Here is a 15,048-nt window from a genome sequence, read left to right as displayed (position 1 = left end):
ATGAGGACGGCGACCGCGAGGGCGGCAGCGACGGTCCACACGACCGGCCACCACAGTGCGTCCGACGGCTCACGATCGCGTATCCACCGACCGAGGAAGCCTCCGTAGATCGGCAGCCATGCCGCCGCACATACGGAGGTCCACACGGAGCGCCACTGTCGACGGTGCTCGAGCCCGGAGGACGCCATGGCGGCACTATGACAGGCGGCCCCACGTCGCGACGTCGCGTCGCGGAGATGAGGCAAGAACGTCGGCACGGGGTACGGCAACGCTATATTGCGTCGCATGGTACCTGGGGAGCGCGGCGTTCTGACGCAGCTGCGCCGGGGTGCACTGGAGTACTGCGTGCTCGCTCTGCTCGAGCCCGAGGAGCTGTACGGGCTCGACATCGCCCGCCGGCTCGGTCAGGACCGCGTCCTGATGGATGGGGAGGGCACCCTGTACCCGCTGCTGGCCCGTCTGCGCCGCTCCGGACTCGTGGGCACCACGTGGCAGGAGTCGACGGAGGGCCCACCCCGCCGGTACTACGGCCTCACACCCGAGGGGCGCGAGGCCCTGGAGTCCTTCCGGCGGACGTGGGGGCCGTTCCGCGACGCCGTCGACAGCACGATCTCGAGGGGGAGCCCATGACCGCCGCCATCGACCATCCGCTCGCCGCGGCCTACCTCCGCGACCTCGAGCTGATGCTGCACGGGCTCGATCCCCTGTCCCGGACGGAGGTCCTCGAAGGGGTGCGCGAGCACTTGGCCGCCGCCCTCGGACCCGAGCCCTCCGGGGAGCAGGTCCGGGCCGTGCTCGCCGACCTCGGCCCGCCCGCGAGCATCGCCGACGAGGCGTACGCGGATCGACCGCCTCGCACGGTCGCTCCGGCCGAACCGGCGCGATGGCCCGCCGTCGTCGCGTCGACGCTCAACGGCATCGGACTACTCCTGTTCGTGCCCCTGCTGTTCGTCCGTGCCACGTCGCCCTCGGAGCTTCTGTTGGGGATCCCCGTCCTCCTCCTGCCGTGGGTCGTGATCGCGGTGCTGTCCGCGATGGGTGCGGTGTGGACGACGAGGCAGAAGGCGACGTCGGCTGCCCTGGGTCCGACGACGTTGGTCGCCGTGGTCCTGCTCACGCAGGCGTTCTTCGTCGTCCTCGGCCCATCGCCGGTCACCTGGCTTCCCGTCGCGGTCGTCCTCGGCGCCTCGGGAACGATCCTCTACCGGCTGAGCCGCAGGGCGCTCCGTGGGCCGGAAGGGCGCCCGTCGCCCTCGCTCGTGACGGACGATGTCGCCCGCCCGCGGCCGTGACGACCGATGTCGACGCGCTCGTCCGTCTCTTCGCGGAGAGGCTCCGGAGCCAGGGGGTACCTGTCGAGGCAGCAGCCACGGGCTCACGCACCCTGCACATCGAGCACGGGGGAGAGCGCCTCGTCATTCTCCTCCCGGAGAGGGAGCTGAGTCGTCTGCTCGCGGACGGGGACGAGCTCGCTCGAGACCTGTGGCCGGGGACCTCCGCGCTCGAGGCGGCCGCTCGGATGCTGACCGTCCACCTGGAGGAGTCGCTCGAGCCGTCGACGCGAGGTTCGACCGAGAGGACGTGGACCTACCGGGCCGGGTTCTTCGAGAAGGTGTGACCCGGCGGGCGTCGGCGCCGCGGAGCGACCCGAGTCACGACCGCCTCTGGGAGATCTCGCGCCGGTGATCGACCGCCAGGACGAGGAGGAGCAGCACGTCGTCGTGGATCTCGTGGACGATGCGGTGGTCGCCGGTGCGAACGCGCCGCTCGCCGTCACCGCCGACGAGCTCCGTCGAGCCGGACGGGCGGGGCTCGTCGGCCGAAAACTCGATGGCCGCCTGGATCCTGCGGTGGCGGAATGGTCGAGCTCGTGGAGCCTGCTCGGCCGGGAAGCGACAGGAAGTGCACCCTCGCGGGTACCGGCGCCGGCAGTGGAGCCTGACCCCAGGCGTCAGAGGCCGGAGTCGGGGTTCTCGACGAGCTCGACGAGGTCCGCGATGGAGTCGACGATCCGGGTCGGCCGGTACGGGAAGGTCTCGACTTCGTCGGGCCGGGTGGAGCCGGTCGAGACGAGGACGGTCCGCAGCCCCGCCTCGAGCCCGCTCACGACGTCGGTGTCCATCCGGTCGCCGATCATCACCGTCGTCTCCGAGTGCGCCTGCAGCCGGTTGAGCGCGTTGCGCATCATGAGCGGGTTCGGCTTGCCGACGAAGTAGGGCTTGCGCCTCGTCGCCGTGCTGATGAGCGCCGCGACGGACCCGGTCGCGGGCAGCGTGCCCTGGGTCGACGGACCGCTCGGGTCGGGGTTCGTCGCGATGAACCGGGCGCCGGCCTCGATGTGCCGGATCGCCTTCGTGATCGCCTCGAAGGAGTACGTCCGGGTCTCGCCGAGGACGACGTAGTCCGGGTCGGTGTCGGTGAGGACGTAGCCGACGTCGTGCAGCGCCGTCGTCAGGCCGGCCTCGCCCACGGCGTACGCCGACCCGTTCGGCCGCTGCTCCGCGAGGAAGTCCGCGGTCGCGAGCGCCGACGTGTAGATCGACTCCTCCGGCACGTCGATGCCGCTGCGGTGCAGGCGTGCCCGTAGGTCGCGCGGGGTGAAGATCGAGTTGTTCGTGAGGACGAGGAACGGCCGCCCGGCGTGCTTCAGCGCCTCGACGAACTCGGCGGACCCGTGGATCGGCTCCTCCTCGTGGACGAGCACGCCGTCCATGTCGGTGAGCCAGGTCTCGATCGGGCGCGGGGTCGTCATGGGGCCATCATCCCGCCTCCCCGGCCGCACGGGATGATGTCGCCCATGACCGGACCCGTCACCGTCTCCGTCACGCGCCACGTCCCCGGGGGACGGGAGGCCGCGATGACGAGCTGGATCCAGACCGGGACCAGCCTCGCCGGCCAGTTCCCCGGCTTCCTCGGCGCCGGCTGGGTCCGTCCCGACCCCGGTGACGGCACGTGGCAGATGCTCTACCGCTTCGCCGACGCGGACGCCCTCGACCGGTGGGAGTCCTCGGACGAGCGGGCCTGGTGGCGCGACGCCGCCGTCGGGCTCGGCGTCGTCGAGTCCCGGGTCGAGCGGCGCACGGGCATCGAGGGCTGGTTCGACGCCCCCACCTCCGTCGACGTCGAGGACCTGCGCCCCGCCCCGGCCGCCCCGCCGCGGTGGAAGCAGGCCGTGACGATCTTCCTCGTCTTCTTCCCGCTGAGCGTGGTCGTCAACGCGGGCATCCCGCTCGTCGGCCTCGACCGGGTGCCGCTCGTCCTGCGGGTGCTCGCGACGATCCTCGTCATGACGCCGGTCATGACGTACGCGGCACTGCCGTGGATCACGAGGCGGATGGAGTGGTTCCTCCACGGACAGCCCCCGCCCTGGCGCCGCGCTCGCTCCTAGGGTGGCGCCATGACGAGCACCGATGGCACGACCCCGGCCGGCCGTTCCTGGACGATCCGCCCCGCCGGCCCCGACGACGTCCCCGCGATCCAGCGGATGGTCCACGACCTCGCCGAGTACGAGCGCGAGCCCGACGCCGTCGAGTCGACCGAGGACCACGTCCGCGCCGCGCTCTTCCCGGACGAGGGTGCGCCGACGACGTTCGCGCACCTCGCGGAGGTCGACGGCGAGGTCGTCGGGATGGCCGTCTGGTTCCTCACGTACTCGACGTGGACCGGCCGCAACGGCATCTGGCTCGAGGACCTGTGGGTCGACCCGCAGCACCGCGGCGGAGGGCTCGGCAAGGGCCTGCTCGCCGCCCTCGCGCAGGTCTGCCGGGAGCGGGACTACCGCCGCCTCGAGTGGTGGGTCCTGAACTGGAACACCCCGAGCATCGCCTTCTACGAGTCGATCGGCGCCGTCCCGCAGTCGGAGTGGACGACGTACCGGCTCGACGGTCAGCCGCTGACGGCCCTCGCCGAGGGGTAGGGCGTCAGCAGCTGGTCGACCGGCGCGTAGTCGTCGGTGAGGACGGGGGAGTCGCCGACCCAGGCGTCGAGCTCGGCCCCCTCGATGACCTGCCAGCCGACGTCGCGTGCGTCGAGCGCCTCCTGCCACGCGGCCGTGTCGATGGGGGCGTCGGACGCGAGCGCGACGAGGTTGCCACCGGACTCGTTCCGCACCGACGCGGGTGTCGCGGCGAGGGCGACGTGGTCGAACACGGCGCCGAGCGTCTCGACCTCGGCGCGGGCGAACCCGAGCGGCGGGTAGTCGATGAGGTTCGCGGCGTACAGCCCGTCGTCGCCGAGGACGCGGCGCACCTCGCCGAGGACCTCGACCGTCGTGAGGTGCCACGGGACGCTCACCCCGCCGAACGCGTCGCCGACGACGAGGTCGCGGGAGTCGTCGTCGATGGCGTCGAGCCCGGTCCGGGCGTCCTCGACGCGCACCTCGAGGTCGGGGCCGGTCTCGAGGCCGAGGCGCTCCTCGTCGACCTCGACGACGCCCGGGTCGATCTCGGAGACGGTGCTCGTCGTGCCGGGCCGGGTCGTCGCGAGCCAGCGCGGCAGGGTGAGCCCGCCGCCGCCGAGGTGGTGGGCGTCGATCGCCTCGCCCGCGGGGTAGGACGCCTCGGTCGCGGCGGCGAGCGCCTTGACGTAGGAGAACTCGAGGTACTCCGGGTCGCCCACGTCGACGTAGGAGTGCCGCAGGTTGTCCAGGACGAGCGACAGCCCGCCCTCGCGGTCGGGGTCGGCCTGCACGACGGCGCAGTGGTACGTCGTCTCGTAGTCGCACCCGGACGGCAGGAGCAGCGCCCCGCCCGCCCCGACGAGGAGGACGCCCGCGGCGGTCGCGGCGGCGACTGCGCGCCGGCTGTGCACCTCGGTGGCGACACCGCCGGCCGCGAGGAGCACCCCGAGGCCGACCATGATCCAGGTCACCGGGACCGTCGAGATGAGGACGAACCCGGTGACGACGGTGCCGGTGATCGCGCCCGCCGTGCCGATGCCGGACAGCCGCCCGACGACCGACCCGGTCTGCTCGAGGGTCGCCAGGCGCAGCTTCGTCACCATCGGCGTCATCGCCGACAGCAGCGCGCCGGGGACGACGATGCACGCCGTCGTCACCGGCAGCAGCAGCCCGCTGTCCGGGACCGACCCGGCGCCCCGCACGAGGAACGGTGTCGCGGCGACGACCGCACCGGAGATGTACAGCAGCCGGCCGAGCAGCCCGCGGGCGTCGTGCCCGTCGGCCCACCGGCCGCCGAGCCAGGCACCGGCGGCGATCGCGGCGAGCGCGAGCCCGATGACGAGGGTCGAGGTCTCGAGGGTCAGCCCGAAGTACGGGGCGAGCAACCGCAGCGCGACGATCTCGACGACGAGGACGGCGCACGAGGAGCCGAAGACGAGGACGGACGCGGCGACGTCGCCGATCCCGGTTCCGTCGGCCGTCGCGTCCGGGGCGTCGGGCGTGGGGGAGCCGCCGGTCCGGGGGGCGCCGGGGTCGGAGCCGGCGCTCACGGCGTCGGCACGTTCGCGTCGAGCTCGGCGAGCCAGGCGGCGGCCGAGGCGTCGGACGGCATCCGCCAGTCCCCGCGCGGGGAGAGCGACCCACCGGCGACGACCTTCGGGCCGTTCGGCAGCGCGGAACGCTTGAACTGGTTGCCGACGAACCGCCGCAGGAACACCCCGAGCCAATGCCGCACCGCCTCGAGGTCGTACGCGGCGCGGTCGTCCTCGGGGTAGCCCGCCGGCCACGCGCCCGCGTCGAGGTCGCGCCAGGCGTGCTCGGCGAGGAAGGCGATCCGGCTGGGTCGCGACCCGCGCCGCAGCAGGTGGTAGAGCGTGAAGTCGTGCAGGGCGTACGGGCCGATCGTGTCCTCCGTCGACTGGATCACGCCGTCCTTGGCCGGGACGAGCTCCGGGCTGATCTCGGTGTCGAGGACGGCGAGCAGCGTCTCGTCGGTCGCGGCGTCGTCGAACTGGCCGGACGAGACGACCCACCGGATGAGGTGCTGGATGAGCGTCTTCGGCACCCCGGCGTTGACGCCGTAGTGCGACATCTGGTCGCCGACGCCGTAGGTGCACCAGCCGAGCGCCAGCTCGGACAGGTCGCCGGTGCCGAGGACGATGCCTCCGCGCTGGTTCGCGGCGCGGAAGAGCAGGTCGGTCCGCAGGCCGGCCTGGACGTTCTCGAAGGTCACGTCGTGGACCTCCTCGCCGCGGCCGGCGGGGTGGCCGAGGTCCTCGAGCATCCGGGTGGCGAGCGGCCGGATGTCGACCTCCTCCCACTCGATGCCCATCGCGTCCATGAGCCGGTGGGCGTTAGTCCGGGTGCCCTCGCTCGTGCCGAAGCCGGGCATCGTGAACCCGAGGACGTGGGTGCGCGGCAGGCCCAGCCGGTCGCAGGCCTTCGCCGCGACGATGAGCGCGTGGGTCGAGTCGAGCCCGCCGGAGACGCCGATGACGATGCGCGGGGCCCGGGCCGGGTCACCGCCGCCGATCGCCCGCAGCCGCTGCTCGAGGCCGTGGACCTGGATGTTGTACGCCTCGTAGCAGTCCTGGGCCAGGCGCGAGGGGTCGTCGGGGACGAAGGGGAAGCGGTCGACGGTGCGGCGCAGACCGAGGTCGCCGGTCGGCGGCTTGACCCGGAACGGCACGAGCCGGAACCCGGCGTCGTCGGCGGCGTACGCGCGGGCGTTGTCGTCGAAGGATCCCTGGCGCATCCGCTCCTGCCGGATGCGGGTGAGGTCGACGTCGACGACGGTGCGGCGGGGGCCGTCGGGGAACCGCTCGCTGTCGCCGAGCAGGTCGCCCATCTCGTAGGCCATCGTCATCCCGTCCCACGACAGGTCGGTCGTCGACTCGCCCTCGCTCGCGGCGGCGTACAGGTACGCGGCGGTGCAGCGGCTGCTCGCCGACCGGGCGAGCAGGTGGCGGTCCTCGGCGCGGCCGACGGTGATGGGGGAGGCCGACAGGTTGAGCAGGACGGTCGCGCCGGCCATCGCCGCCTCGTGGCTCGGCGGCACCGGCACCCACAGGTCCTCGCAGACCTCGGCGTGGACGAGCAGGTCCGGGACGTCCTCGGCGGTGAAGACGAGGTCGGGCCCGAACGGCACCTCGCCGTCGGCGTCGGCGCCGGGCCACTGGGGGCGGACGAGGAACTGCGAGTCCTGGCCGGTGCCCTCGGCGAACCAGCGCTTCTCGTAGAACTCTCGGTACGTCGGCAGGTAGGACTTCGGGGCGACGCCGAGCACCTCGCCGCGGTGGACGACGACGGCGCAGTTGTAGAGGCGGTGGCCGTGGCGCAGCGGGGCGCCGACGACGACGAGGGGGGTGAGCGCGGCCGTGGCCTCGGCGACGGTGCGGACCGCGGCGTCGACGGCGTCGAGGAGGACGTCCTGGAGGAGGAGGTCGTCGATGGCGTACCCGGACAGCGACAGCTCGGGGAAGAGGGCGACGGCGACCCCGTCGTCGTGGCAGGCCCGGACCTGCTCGACGATCCGACGGGCGTTCTCGGCCGGGTCCGCGAGGGCGACCGGCAGCGTGCACGCCGCGACCCGGGCGAACCCCTGGGCGTAGACGTTGCGGAAGTCCATACCGGAAGCCTATGGCCCGCAGTGGCCGTCGTCAGGCGCCGGTGCCGCTCCAGACGGCCTCGGCGCCGGAGTGCCCGACGAGGACGACGAGCACCGTGAGGACGACGACGGCGAGCACGGCGAGGACGTCGACGATCCGCGCGGCCCTGCCCGGGCGGTCCCCGGCGCGGGACGCCCGCCGGTGCAGGACCCACATCGCCCACGTGAGGACGGTGACGACGAGGAGCGCGAGCGGCAGCCGCTCGCCGAGCTCCGCGTGCTCGCGGACGAGGGCGCTCTCGCCGACGGCCTCCTCGAGGGCCTCGCCGGACTGTTCGGCGACGAACGCGGCGACCCACGTCACCGTCGCGAGCACCGGGAGGGCGACCCCGATCCGCTCCCGCAGCCGCGTCGACGCGACGGCCATGACCGTGAGCAGGGCGGTGAGCGGCGCGAGGACGACGACGGCGTGGACGACGAGCGGGTGCAGCGGCAGACCGAGGACGGTGTCGAACACGGGACCTCCTGAGGACCGGGGCGACGGGTCGCCGCCACCTGTGCCCCGACCGTGCCGAGCGGGACGGGGCGCGGGCTGTCCCCCGCCTGTCAGGATCCTGTGAGACGGCGGCCGGACCGTGCAACGGCGGCCGGGCCGTGGGACGGCGGCTCCGGCGAGTTGGAGGGATCCCCGCAGCCTGGGACGATGGGAAGGTCGGCGACGGTGCCGGGAACATCCGCCCCCTCGTGCTCCTTGGAGACATCGTGCCCCGACCCCGCCACCCCTGGTTCGCCTTCACCGCCCTCATCCTCGGAGGGGTCGGTATCGGTACGACCGAGTTCGTGACGATGGGCCTCCTGCCGCAGATCGCCGAGGGCGTCGGCGTGAGCATCCCCGAGGCCGGCCACACGATCTCCGCGTACGCGCTCGGTGTCGTCGTCGGTGCCCCGCTCATCGCCGCCCTCGGCGCCCGGCTGCCGCGCAAGGGCCTGCTCATCGGGCTCATGGCCGCCTTCGCCGTCGGCAACGTGCTCAGCGCGCTCGCCCCGACCTACGAGACCCTCTTCGCGGCCCGCGTCCTCGCCGGCCTCCCGCACGGGGCGTTCTTCGGGCTCGCCGCGCTCGTCGCCGTCGACCTCGTCCCGGCCGGTCGCTCCGGCCGCGCCGTCGGCACCGTGATGCTCGGCATCCCGATCGCGAACATCCTCGGCGTCCCGGGCGCGACGTGGCTCGGACAGCAGGCCGGGTGGCGCGCCGCGTACTGGCTCGTCGCCCTCGTCGGTGTCGTCACCGTCGGCCTCGTCGCCGCGAGCATCCCGCGCCTCACCGCCGACCGCAGCCGGACGGTCCGCTCCGAGCTCGCCGCGCTCGGCAACGTCCAGGTCATGCTGACCCTCGGCGTCGCCGCCATCGGCTTCGGTGGCATGTTCGCCATGTACTCCTACATCGCGCCGACGATCACCGAGGTCACCGGGCTGTCCGAGGGCGCGGTCCCGCTGTACCTCCTCGTCTTCGGCGTGGCCGGCCTCGTCGGCAACATGGTCGCCGGGCGGATGGGCGACTGGTCGGTGCTGCGCTCGGTCGTCATCGGGATGGTCGGGCTCGGCGTCTCGCTCGGCCTCTTCGCCCTCGTCGCCGGCAGCGCCGTGGGCGTGGCCGTCGTCCTCGTCGCGGCGTCGGTCCTCGCCTCGGTGCTCGTCATCAACCTCCAACTGCGGCTCATGCAGGTGGCGGGGAAGGCGCAGACCCTCGCCGCGGCCGGCAACCACGCCGCGCTCAACCTCGCCAACGCCCTCGGCGCGTGGGTCGGCGGCCTCGTCATCGCCGCGGGCTACGGCTACCGCGCCCCGGCGGTCGTCGGGGTCGGCTTCGCCGCCCTCGGCCTCGGAGTGCTCTGGCTGTCGGTGCACCTGCACCGCCGGGACGTCCGGGCCCGGGCGCAGGCGCCCGTCGAGCCGGCGCCCGAGGTGCCCGCGGCCGTCTGAGGCCGGGGGTCGCCCCACCGGGGCCGGCCCGGACGGGCGATCGGAAGCCCGACCCGTCGGGCGGCCCCAGCGGTGGCTCACAGCTGCTGGCGGACCCCGGCCTCGTTCTCGATGCCGCTCAGCTGCTCGCGCATCCCGCCCTCCATCGCGTGGTGCGCGGGGCCGGTCCGGCCGAGCGGCAGGACGCTGCGCTGGTGGACGTCCTCGAGCTCGAAGGCCATCGCGGCGTAGAGCGCGACGGCCCCGAGGGCGAGCCCGAGGACACCGGCCGCGGTCTCCCACCCCGCGGACCCGGTGAGCTGGGCGACGCCGGTCACGGCGAACCGAACGAGGCTCGTCCCGAGCACGAGGACGGTGACCGGCTTCGCGATCGACGCCGCGATCGGCACGATGAGGGCCGCCGCGGCGGCGAGCAGGAGCATCCCGAGCCCCGGCGCGGGCTCTCCGGGGGTGCCGAAGGCGAGGGTGAGTCCGACGACGAGCCACGTCGACCCGAGGACGGCCATGCCGGTGCCGGCGGCAGGGTCACGGGCCTGGAACCCGAGGTAGGCGCCGGGCAGCTGGAGGGCCAGGGCGAGGGCGACGACGGCGCGGCCGACGACCTGGCTCTGGTCGGTGGGGACGAGGCCCAGCTGGAGGGCGGCGACGCTGGACGTCGACACGAGCAGGGCGAGCATGCCGATGGGGAGCGGGTTGGCGATGGGCCGCAGCACGATCCGGTAGGGCTGCTCGGTGGAGTCGGACATCGGTTCCTCTCGTGGACGTCCCCCGGAACGCTAGCCCGCCGGGGGTGGCCTGCGACAACTCGTAGGCTGGCCCCATGACGGGTCCGGTGACGTGCGAGGTCGACGGCGGGGTGGCCCGGGTCCGGCTCGAGCGACCGGACAAGCTCAATGCCCTGACGCTCGACACGCTCGAGGCGCTGCGGGACACCGCCCACGGCCTGCGGACCGACCGGACGCTGCGCGGGGTCGTCCTCTCCGGGGCCGGCGACTCCTTCTGCGCGGGTCTCGACTTCGCGACCGTCCTGCGTGAGCCGCCCCGGGTCGCCCGCGCGTTCGTGCCGCGTCCCTGGCGGGGGACGAACCTGTTCCAGGAGGCGTGCTGGGCGTGGCGCCGGCTGCCCGTGCCGGTCGTCGCGGCGGTCCACGGCCACTGCTACGGCGGCGGCCTGCAGATCGCGCTCGCGGCCGACCTGCGGTTCACGACGCCGGACGCCCGCTGGTCCGTCCTCGAGGCGCGCTGGGGGCTCGTCCCCGACATGAGCGGGATCCAGGCGCTGTCCCAGCAGGTGCGGCTCGACGTCGCCAAGCGGCTCACGATGACCGGTGAGGTCGTGGACGGGTCGCGCGCGGTCGAGCTCGGGCTCGCGAGCGAGGTGCACGCCGACCCGCTCGCCGCCGCCGACGCCTTCCTCGCCGAGGTCGCGACCCGGTCCCCCGACGCGGTCGCCGCGACGAAGCGGGTGCTCGAGCGGACGTGGACCTCCGGCCCGCGCCGCACCTTCGCCCGGGAGCGGTTCGAGCAGGCCGTGCTGCTGCGCCGGGCCAACACCGCCCGGGCCCGCCAGGCCGCCCTGCGCCGGGAGACCGCCGACTACGGACCGAGGGGCCGATGAGCGATGCCGGCACGCGGCCCGAGGGCGGCGCGAGCACCCGGTACACCTCGTGCACCCTGTGCGAGGCGATGTGCGGGCTCGAGGTGACCCTCGGGGCGGACGGCTCCGTCGACCGCATCCGCGGCCACGAGGGCGACCCGCTCTCCCGGGGCCACATCTGCCCCAAGGCCTTCGCGCTGCCCCAGGTGCAGGACGACCCCGACCGGCTGCGGCGCCCGCTCGTGCGCGGCAGCGACGGCGAGCTGCACGAGACGACGTGGCAGGAGGCGGTCGACGCGGCGGCGTCCCTCCTGGTCGGCGTCCAGGAGCGGCACGGCGACGACGCGCTCGCGGTCTACCTCGGCAACCCGAACGTCCACAGCCTCGGGGCGCTCACCCACCATCCGACCCTCGTGAAGCTGCTGCGCACCCGCAACCGGTACTCGGCGACGTCCGTCGACCAGCTGCCGCACCACGTCGTCGCGCACGCCCTCTACGGCCACCAGTTCCTCCTGCCGGTGCCGGACGTCGACCGCACCGACCTCCTCGTCCTCGTCGGGCACAACCCGATGGCCTCGAACGGCTCGCTGTGGACCGTCCCCGACTTCCCGCAGCGCCGCCGCGAGCTGGCGGCCCGGGGCGGCCGGCTCGTCGTCCTCGACCCCCGCCGGTCCGAGACCGCCGACGTCGCCGACACCCATCACGCCGTCCGGCCCGGGTCCGACGCCGCCGTCCTCCTCGCCCTCGTCCGCGAGGTGCTCGCGTCCGGACACGCCACGCCGGCGGCGTACGTCGACGGGGTCGACGCCGTCCGTGCGGCGGTCGAGCCGTTCACCCCCGAGGTCGCCGAGCGCGCGAGCGGGATGACCGCCGACGCCGTGCGTGCGCTCGCGAACGACCTCCTCGACGCCCCGTCGGCGGCGGTGCACGGCCGGATGGGCGTCTCGACCCAGGGCTTCGGTGTCGTCTGCCAGTGGGCCGTCCACCTGCTCAACGCCCTCACCGGCAACCTCGACCGTCCCGGCGGCGTCATGTTCACGACCCCGGCCGTCGACCTCGTGGGGCGCGGGCTCCTCGGGCCGGGCGGGTTCTCCCGGCGGCGGACCCGGGTCCGCGGGCTACCGGGGTTCGGCGGCGAGCTGCCGGTCGCGGCCCTCGCGGAGGAGATGACGACGCCCGGGCCGGGGCAGGTCCGGGCGCTGCTGACGATCGCCGGCAACCCCGTCGCGTCGACGCCCGGCGGGCAGCGGCTCGACGCCGCCGTCCGCGGGCTCGAGGCGTACGTCGCCGTGGACTTCTACCTGAACGAGACGACCCGGCACGCCGACGTCGTCCTGCCGCCGACCGGCCCGCTCGAGCGCGACCACTACGACCTCGTCTTCCACCTGCTCGCCGTCCGCGACACCGCCCGGTTCACCCCGGCGCTGCTCCCGAAGGACCCCGGCGGGCGGCACGACTGGGAGATCGCCCGCGACCTCGGCCTCGCCTACCTCCGGGCCCGCGGGACGACCCGGCGGGGCCGGCTCTCGCGCCGGGTGCTCGAGGCGCAGGCCCGCCTGCGCACCTCGCCGACCCGCCAGCTCGACGCGCTGCTGCGCACCGGGGGTGCCGGGCTGTCGGTCCGGACGCTGCACGCCGCCGGGCCGGGCGGCCTCGAGCTCGGTCCCCTGCGGCCCCGGCTTCCGGAGCGGCTCGCGACCGCCGACCGCCGCGTCGACCTCGCCGCCCCCGTCGTCCTCGACGACCTGCCGCGGGTGCTCGCGACGCTCGAGGCGCCGAAGGACCCGGACGCGCTGCTCCTCGTCGGCCGGCGCCACCAGCGGGACAACAACTCCTGGCTGCACAACGCCCCGGTCCTCACCTCCGGCCGGCCGCGGCACGCGCTGCACGCCCACCCCGACGACCTCGCGGTCCGCGGGGTGCGCGACGGCGGGCGGGTGCTGCTGTCCTCGGCGTCCGGGGAGGTCGAGGTCGACGTGCACGCGACGGAGGACGTGATGCGCGGCGTCGTGTCGCTGCCGCACGGCTACGGGCACGACCGCGACGGGGTCCGGCTGCGGACGGCCACCGGCCTGCCCGGGGCCTCCGTCAACGACGTCACCGACCCGTCGGTCGTCGAGGCCGTCTCCGGCAACGCCGTCCTCAACGGGGTCCCGGTCACTATCGTGCCGGTATGACCAGCGCCGACCACCGGACCGACCCCCTCCGCCGCCGCGCCGTCGGGCGGGACGCCGACAACCGCCTCGTCGAGGTGCTCGCCGCGCGCCGCGGGGTGTCGCTGCGGACCCGGGGCGCCGACGTGCGCGAGGACGTCGGGATGCTCACGCCGGCGTCCCCGGTGTCGGTCGGGGTCGCCGTCGGGATGCTCGTCCACGGGCTCGGCGGAGGGCTGCTCGAGGCGAGCGCCGACCGTCGACCGTGGAAGGTGCGGGCCTACCGGGTCGGCCGGTTCACGAGCCGGCGGGTTCACGCCGAGACCCTCCCCGCCGACGCGGCGGTCGACGACCGGGTCGCCGAGATCCTCGCGGCCTACGCGGCCGGAGAGGACCCCGCCGCCGGCTGACGAGCGTCGCCGGGCCTCGTCCGGTCTTCGGGGCTCACCGCCCGCCAGGCCCCGTCCGCTCGGCGAGGTCCTCGAGCGCCGTCCGCCACATCGCGCCCATCGTCGGGAACGGGACCATCGACTCGAGCATCCGGTCGATCGGCACCCGCCCGTCGACGGCGACGACGACGGCGTGCACGAGCTCGTCGAACCCGGCACCGATGCCGTGCGCGGCGAGGACGGTCCCGGTGCGCCGGTCGGCAGCGACGGCGAGGGCGGCCCGGCGCTCGTCGGTGTTCGCCCGCACGACGCCGTCCTCGGTCGTCACCGACCACACGACGTCGTCGTCCCCGGCGGTGTCCGCGATCGAGGGGCCGACGGTCATCATCGGCGGGTCGAGGAACATGCAGGCCGCGTCGACGACGTCGGACAGCCGGCGCCGGCCGCTGCCGGTGAGGTGGTCCGCGACGACCCGGCCGTGGTGGTTCGCCGCGTGGGTGTACTGCTGCCGGCCCGACACGTCGCCGACCGCCCAGACCGAGCCCTCGACCCGGACCCGGCCGGTGTCGTCGAGCGGCAGCGGCTCCTCGGGGTCGAGCCCCAGCGACTCGATCCCGATGCCCGTCGTCCGTGGGGTGCGGCCGGTGGCGACGAGCACCCGGTCGACGTGGCGCTCGCCGCCGGCGTCGTCGACGACGACCACCCGGTCGCCGTGCCGTCGCAGTGCAGTGGGCGCGACTCCGGTGAGCAGCTCGGTCCCGGCGGCGCGGACCGCGGCCTCGACCGCCTCCGAGACCTCGGGTGCGAGGGTTCCGAAGAGATGGTCCTCGGGCTCGTACACGACGACGTCGCTGCCGAAGAGCGAGAAGATGCGGCTCAGCTCGCAGCCGATGACACCCCCGCCGAGGATCGCCAGTCGCGCGGGGACGGACGACGCGCGGAGGGCGTCGGCGCTCGTCCACACCCGGTCGCGGACGTCGTCGAGCCCGTCGAGCGGCGGCAGCGAGGCGGCGGCCCCGGTGGCGAGGACGACGTGCTCCGCGCGGACCTCGTGGTGCGCGGACCGCACGGTGTGGGCGTCGACGAGCCACCCCCGCTCCCGGACGAGCTCGACGCCGGGCCTGACGAGGTCGTCCACGTGCGGGCCGTCGTCGCGATGGTGGACGAGGCCGCGGCGGCGGGTCTGGGCGGTCTCCCACGACCGGCCGAGGGCCCCGTCGTGGAGCAGACCCTTGCTCGGGACGCAGGCGTCGTAGGGGCACTCGCCCCCGACGAGCGCGTCCTCCATGACGACGACGCGCGGCTCGCCGGCCAGGGCGCCGACGAGGGCCGCGGCGGCGGAGCCCGCGCCGAGGACGACGACGTCGACGTCGTGACGGGTGAGTTCGTCGGGTGTGGACATGACCACGTCCTACCCTCCG

Annotated in this window: 16 protein-coding genes; 9 read left to right on the top strand and 7 right to left on the bottom strand. The window is 74.5% G+C overall.

Annotated elements, in window-relative coordinates:
* Window positions 1–285 precede the first annotated feature (285 nt).
* From KC207_RS15810 to KC207_RS15800, 3 genes are read left to right on the top strand one after another with little or no spacing between them, the layout of a single operon-like run.
* The gene (locus KC207_RS15810) at window positions 286–630 is read left to right on the top strand and encodes a PadR family transcriptional regulator (protein ID WP_211604283.1); all 345 of its coding nucleotides are present in this window, start codon (window positions 286–288) and stop codon (window positions 628–630) included.
* Complete coding sequence (locus KC207_RS15805) at window positions 627–1,292, top strand: HAAS signaling domain-containing protein (protein WP_211604282.1); 666 nt, start codon at window positions 627–629, stop codon at window positions 1,290–1,292. Before KC207_RS15810 ends, KC207_RS15805 begins: the two co-directional genes overlap by 4 nt.
* Window positions 1,289–1,618: a hypothetical protein gene (locus KC207_RS15800; protein WP_211604281.1), complete on the top strand. Its 330-nt coding sequence runs from the start codon at window positions 1,289–1,291 to the stop codon at window positions 1,616–1,618. The genes KC207_RS15805 and KC207_RS15800 overlap by 4 nt, the downstream gene beginning before the upstream one ends.
* 34 nt (window positions 1,619–1,652) lie before the next feature.
* Here KC207_RS15800 and KC207_RS16980 read toward each other — a convergent pair whose 3' ends face one another.
* Entirely contained in the window at window positions 1,653–1,844 is a 192-nt protein-coding gene (locus tag KC207_RS16980; RefSeq protein ID WP_282958983.1) for a type II toxin-antitoxin system RelE/ParE family toxin, read from the bottom strand.
* 107 nt (window positions 1,845–1,951) lie between these two features.
* A complete protein-coding gene (locus KC207_RS15790; RefSeq protein ID WP_211604280.1) occupies window positions 1,952–2,752 on the bottom strand; it encodes an HAD-IIA family hydrolase in 801 nt (266 codons plus the stop codon).
* Window positions 2,753–2,797: 45 nt separating this feature from the next.
* Between KC207_RS15790 and KC207_RS15785 the strand changes: the two genes are divergently transcribed.
* Both KC207_RS15785 and KC207_RS15780 read left to right on the top strand, forming a co-directional pair.
* Entirely contained in the window at window positions 2,798–3,388 is a 591-nt protein-coding gene (locus KC207_RS15785; protein ID WP_211604279.1) for an antibiotic biosynthesis monooxygenase, read from the top strand.
* A gap of 9 nt (window positions 3,389–3,397) precedes the next feature.
* Window positions 3,398–3,916 carry a GNAT family N-acetyltransferase gene (locus tag KC207_RS15780; protein WP_211604278.1) on the top strand — a complete coding sequence of 173 codons (519 nt, stop codon included), beginning with the start codon at window positions 3,398–3,400 and terminating at the stop codon, window positions 3,914–3,916.
* Here KC207_RS15780 and KC207_RS15775 read toward each other — a convergent pair.
* The 3 genes from KC207_RS15775 to KC207_RS15765 are packed head-to-tail and all read right to left on the bottom strand — an operon-like array spanning window position 3,886 to window position 8,022.
* The gene (locus tag KC207_RS15775; RefSeq protein WP_249138800.1) at window positions 3,886–5,448 is read right to left on the bottom strand and encodes a fused MFS/spermidine synthase; all 1,563 of its coding nucleotides are present in this window, start codon (window positions 5,446–5,448) and stop codon (window positions 3,886–3,888) included. The genes KC207_RS15780 and KC207_RS15775 overlap by 31 nt on opposite strands.
* Window positions 5,445–7,526 carry an NAD(+) synthase gene (locus tag KC207_RS15770; RefSeq protein ID WP_211604277.1) on the bottom strand — a complete coding sequence of 694 codons (2,082 nt, stop codon included), beginning with the start codon at window positions 7,524–7,526 and terminating at the stop codon, window positions 5,445–5,447. The genes KC207_RS15775 and KC207_RS15770 overlap by 4 nt, the downstream gene beginning before the upstream one ends.
* Before the next feature lie 31 nt (window positions 7,527–7,557).
* Complete coding sequence (locus tag KC207_RS15765) at window positions 7,558–8,022, bottom strand: DUF2231 domain-containing protein (RefSeq protein ID WP_211604276.1); 465 nt, start codon at window positions 8,020–8,022, stop codon at window positions 7,558–7,560.
* A 245-nt stretch (window positions 8,023–8,267) separates the two neighbouring features.
* Here KC207_RS15765 and KC207_RS15760 point away from each other — a divergent pair, with 245 nt between their 5' ends.
* Window positions 8,268–9,488 (top strand): MFS transporter, encoded by a 1,221-nt coding sequence (locus KC207_RS15760; protein WP_211604275.1) that lies wholly within the window; start codon window positions 8,268–8,270, stop codon window positions 9,486–9,488.
* Between the two features lie 77 nt (window positions 9,489–9,565).
* On the opposite strand, the gene KC207_RS15755 is transcribed toward KC207_RS15760, so the two are convergent.
* Window positions 9,566–10,234, bottom strand: a complete 669-nt coding sequence (locus KC207_RS15755) for an acetate uptake transporter family protein (protein ID WP_211604274.1) — start codon at window positions 10,232–10,234, stop codon at window positions 9,566–9,568.
* Between the two features lie 74 nt (window positions 10,235–10,308).
* Here KC207_RS15755 and KC207_RS15750 point away from each other — a divergent pair, with 74 nt between their 5' ends.
* Genes KC207_RS15750 through KC207_RS15740 form a run of 3 tightly spaced genes read left to right on the top strand, consistent with a single transcriptional unit; the run spans window position 10,309 to window position 13,648 of the window.
* Window positions 10,309–11,106, top strand: a complete 798-nt coding sequence (locus tag KC207_RS15750; RefSeq protein WP_211604273.1) for a crotonase/enoyl-CoA hydratase family protein — start codon at window positions 10,309–10,311, stop codon at window positions 11,104–11,106.
* On the top strand, window positions 11,103–13,262 hold the full coding sequence (locus tag KC207_RS15745) for a molybdopterin-dependent oxidoreductase (protein ID WP_211604272.1): 2,160 nt from the start codon (window positions 11,103–11,105) through the stop codon (window positions 13,260–13,262). The genes KC207_RS15750 and KC207_RS15745 overlap by 4 nt, the downstream gene beginning before the upstream one ends.
* Window positions 13,259–13,648 (top strand): hypothetical protein, encoded by a 390-nt coding sequence (locus KC207_RS15740; protein WP_211604271.1) that lies wholly within the window; start codon window positions 13,259–13,261, stop codon window positions 13,646–13,648. Before KC207_RS15745 ends, KC207_RS15740 begins: the two co-directional genes overlap by 4 nt.
* A 34-nt stretch (window positions 13,649–13,682) precedes the next feature.
* Here KC207_RS15740 and KC207_RS15735 read toward each other — a convergent pair whose 3' ends face one another.
* Complete coding sequence (locus tag KC207_RS15735; protein WP_211604270.1) at window positions 13,683–15,029, bottom strand: FAD-dependent oxidoreductase; 1,347 nt, start codon at window positions 15,027–15,029, stop codon at window positions 13,683–13,685.
* Window positions 15,030–15,048 lie beyond the last annotated feature (19 nt).

This window comes from Phycicoccus avicenniae, from assembly GCF_018139485.1.
GTDB classification, from domain to species: domain Bacteria; phylum Actinomycetota; class Actinomycetes; order Actinomycetales; family Dermatophilaceae; genus Phycicoccus; species Phycicoccus avicenniae.
Note: the sequence above shows the minus strand (reverse complement) of the source record. Positions and strands in the feature narration are given on the sequence as shown.

Coding starts and splice junctions, on each gene's coding strand:
- KC207_RS15810 (WP_211604283.1), top strand. CDS start 286: ATGGTACCTGGGGAGCGCGGCGTTCTGACGCAGCTGCGCCGGGGTGCA.
- KC207_RS15805 (WP_211604282.1), top strand. CDS start 627: ATGACCGCCGCCATCGACCATCCGCTCGCCGCGGCCTACCTCCGCGAC.
- KC207_RS15790 (WP_211604280.1), bottom strand. CDS start 2,752: ATGACGACCCCGCGCCCGATCGAGACCTGGCTCACCGACATGGACGGC.
- KC207_RS15785 (WP_211604279.1), top strand. CDS start 2,798: ATGACCGGACCCGTCACCGTCTCCGTCACGCGCCACGTCCCCGGGGGA.
- KC207_RS15780 (WP_211604278.1), top strand. CDS start 3,398: ATGACGAGCACCGATGGCACGACCCCGGCCGGCCGTTCCTGGACGATC.
- KC207_RS15770 (WP_211604277.1), bottom strand. CDS start 7,526: ATGGACTTCCGCAACGTCTACGCCCAGGGGTTCGCCCGGGTCGCGGCG.
- KC207_RS15755 (WP_211604274.1), bottom strand. CDS start 10,234: ATGTCCGACTCCACCGAGCAGCCCTACCGGATCGTGCTGCGGCCCATC.
- KC207_RS15750 (WP_211604273.1), top strand. CDS start 10,309: ATGACGGGTCCGGTGACGTGCGAGGTCGACGGCGGGGTGGCCCGGGTC.
- KC207_RS15745 (WP_211604272.1), top strand. CDS start 11,103: ATGAGCGATGCCGGCACGCGGCCCGAGGGCGGCGCGAGCACCCGGTAC.
- KC207_RS15740 (WP_211604271.1), top strand. CDS start 13,259: ATGACCAGCGCCGACCACCGGACCGACCCCCTCCGCCGCCGCGCCGTC.
- KC207_RS15735 (WP_211604270.1), bottom strand. CDS start 15,029: ATGTCCACACCCGACGAACTCACCCGTCACGACGTCGACGTCGTCGTC.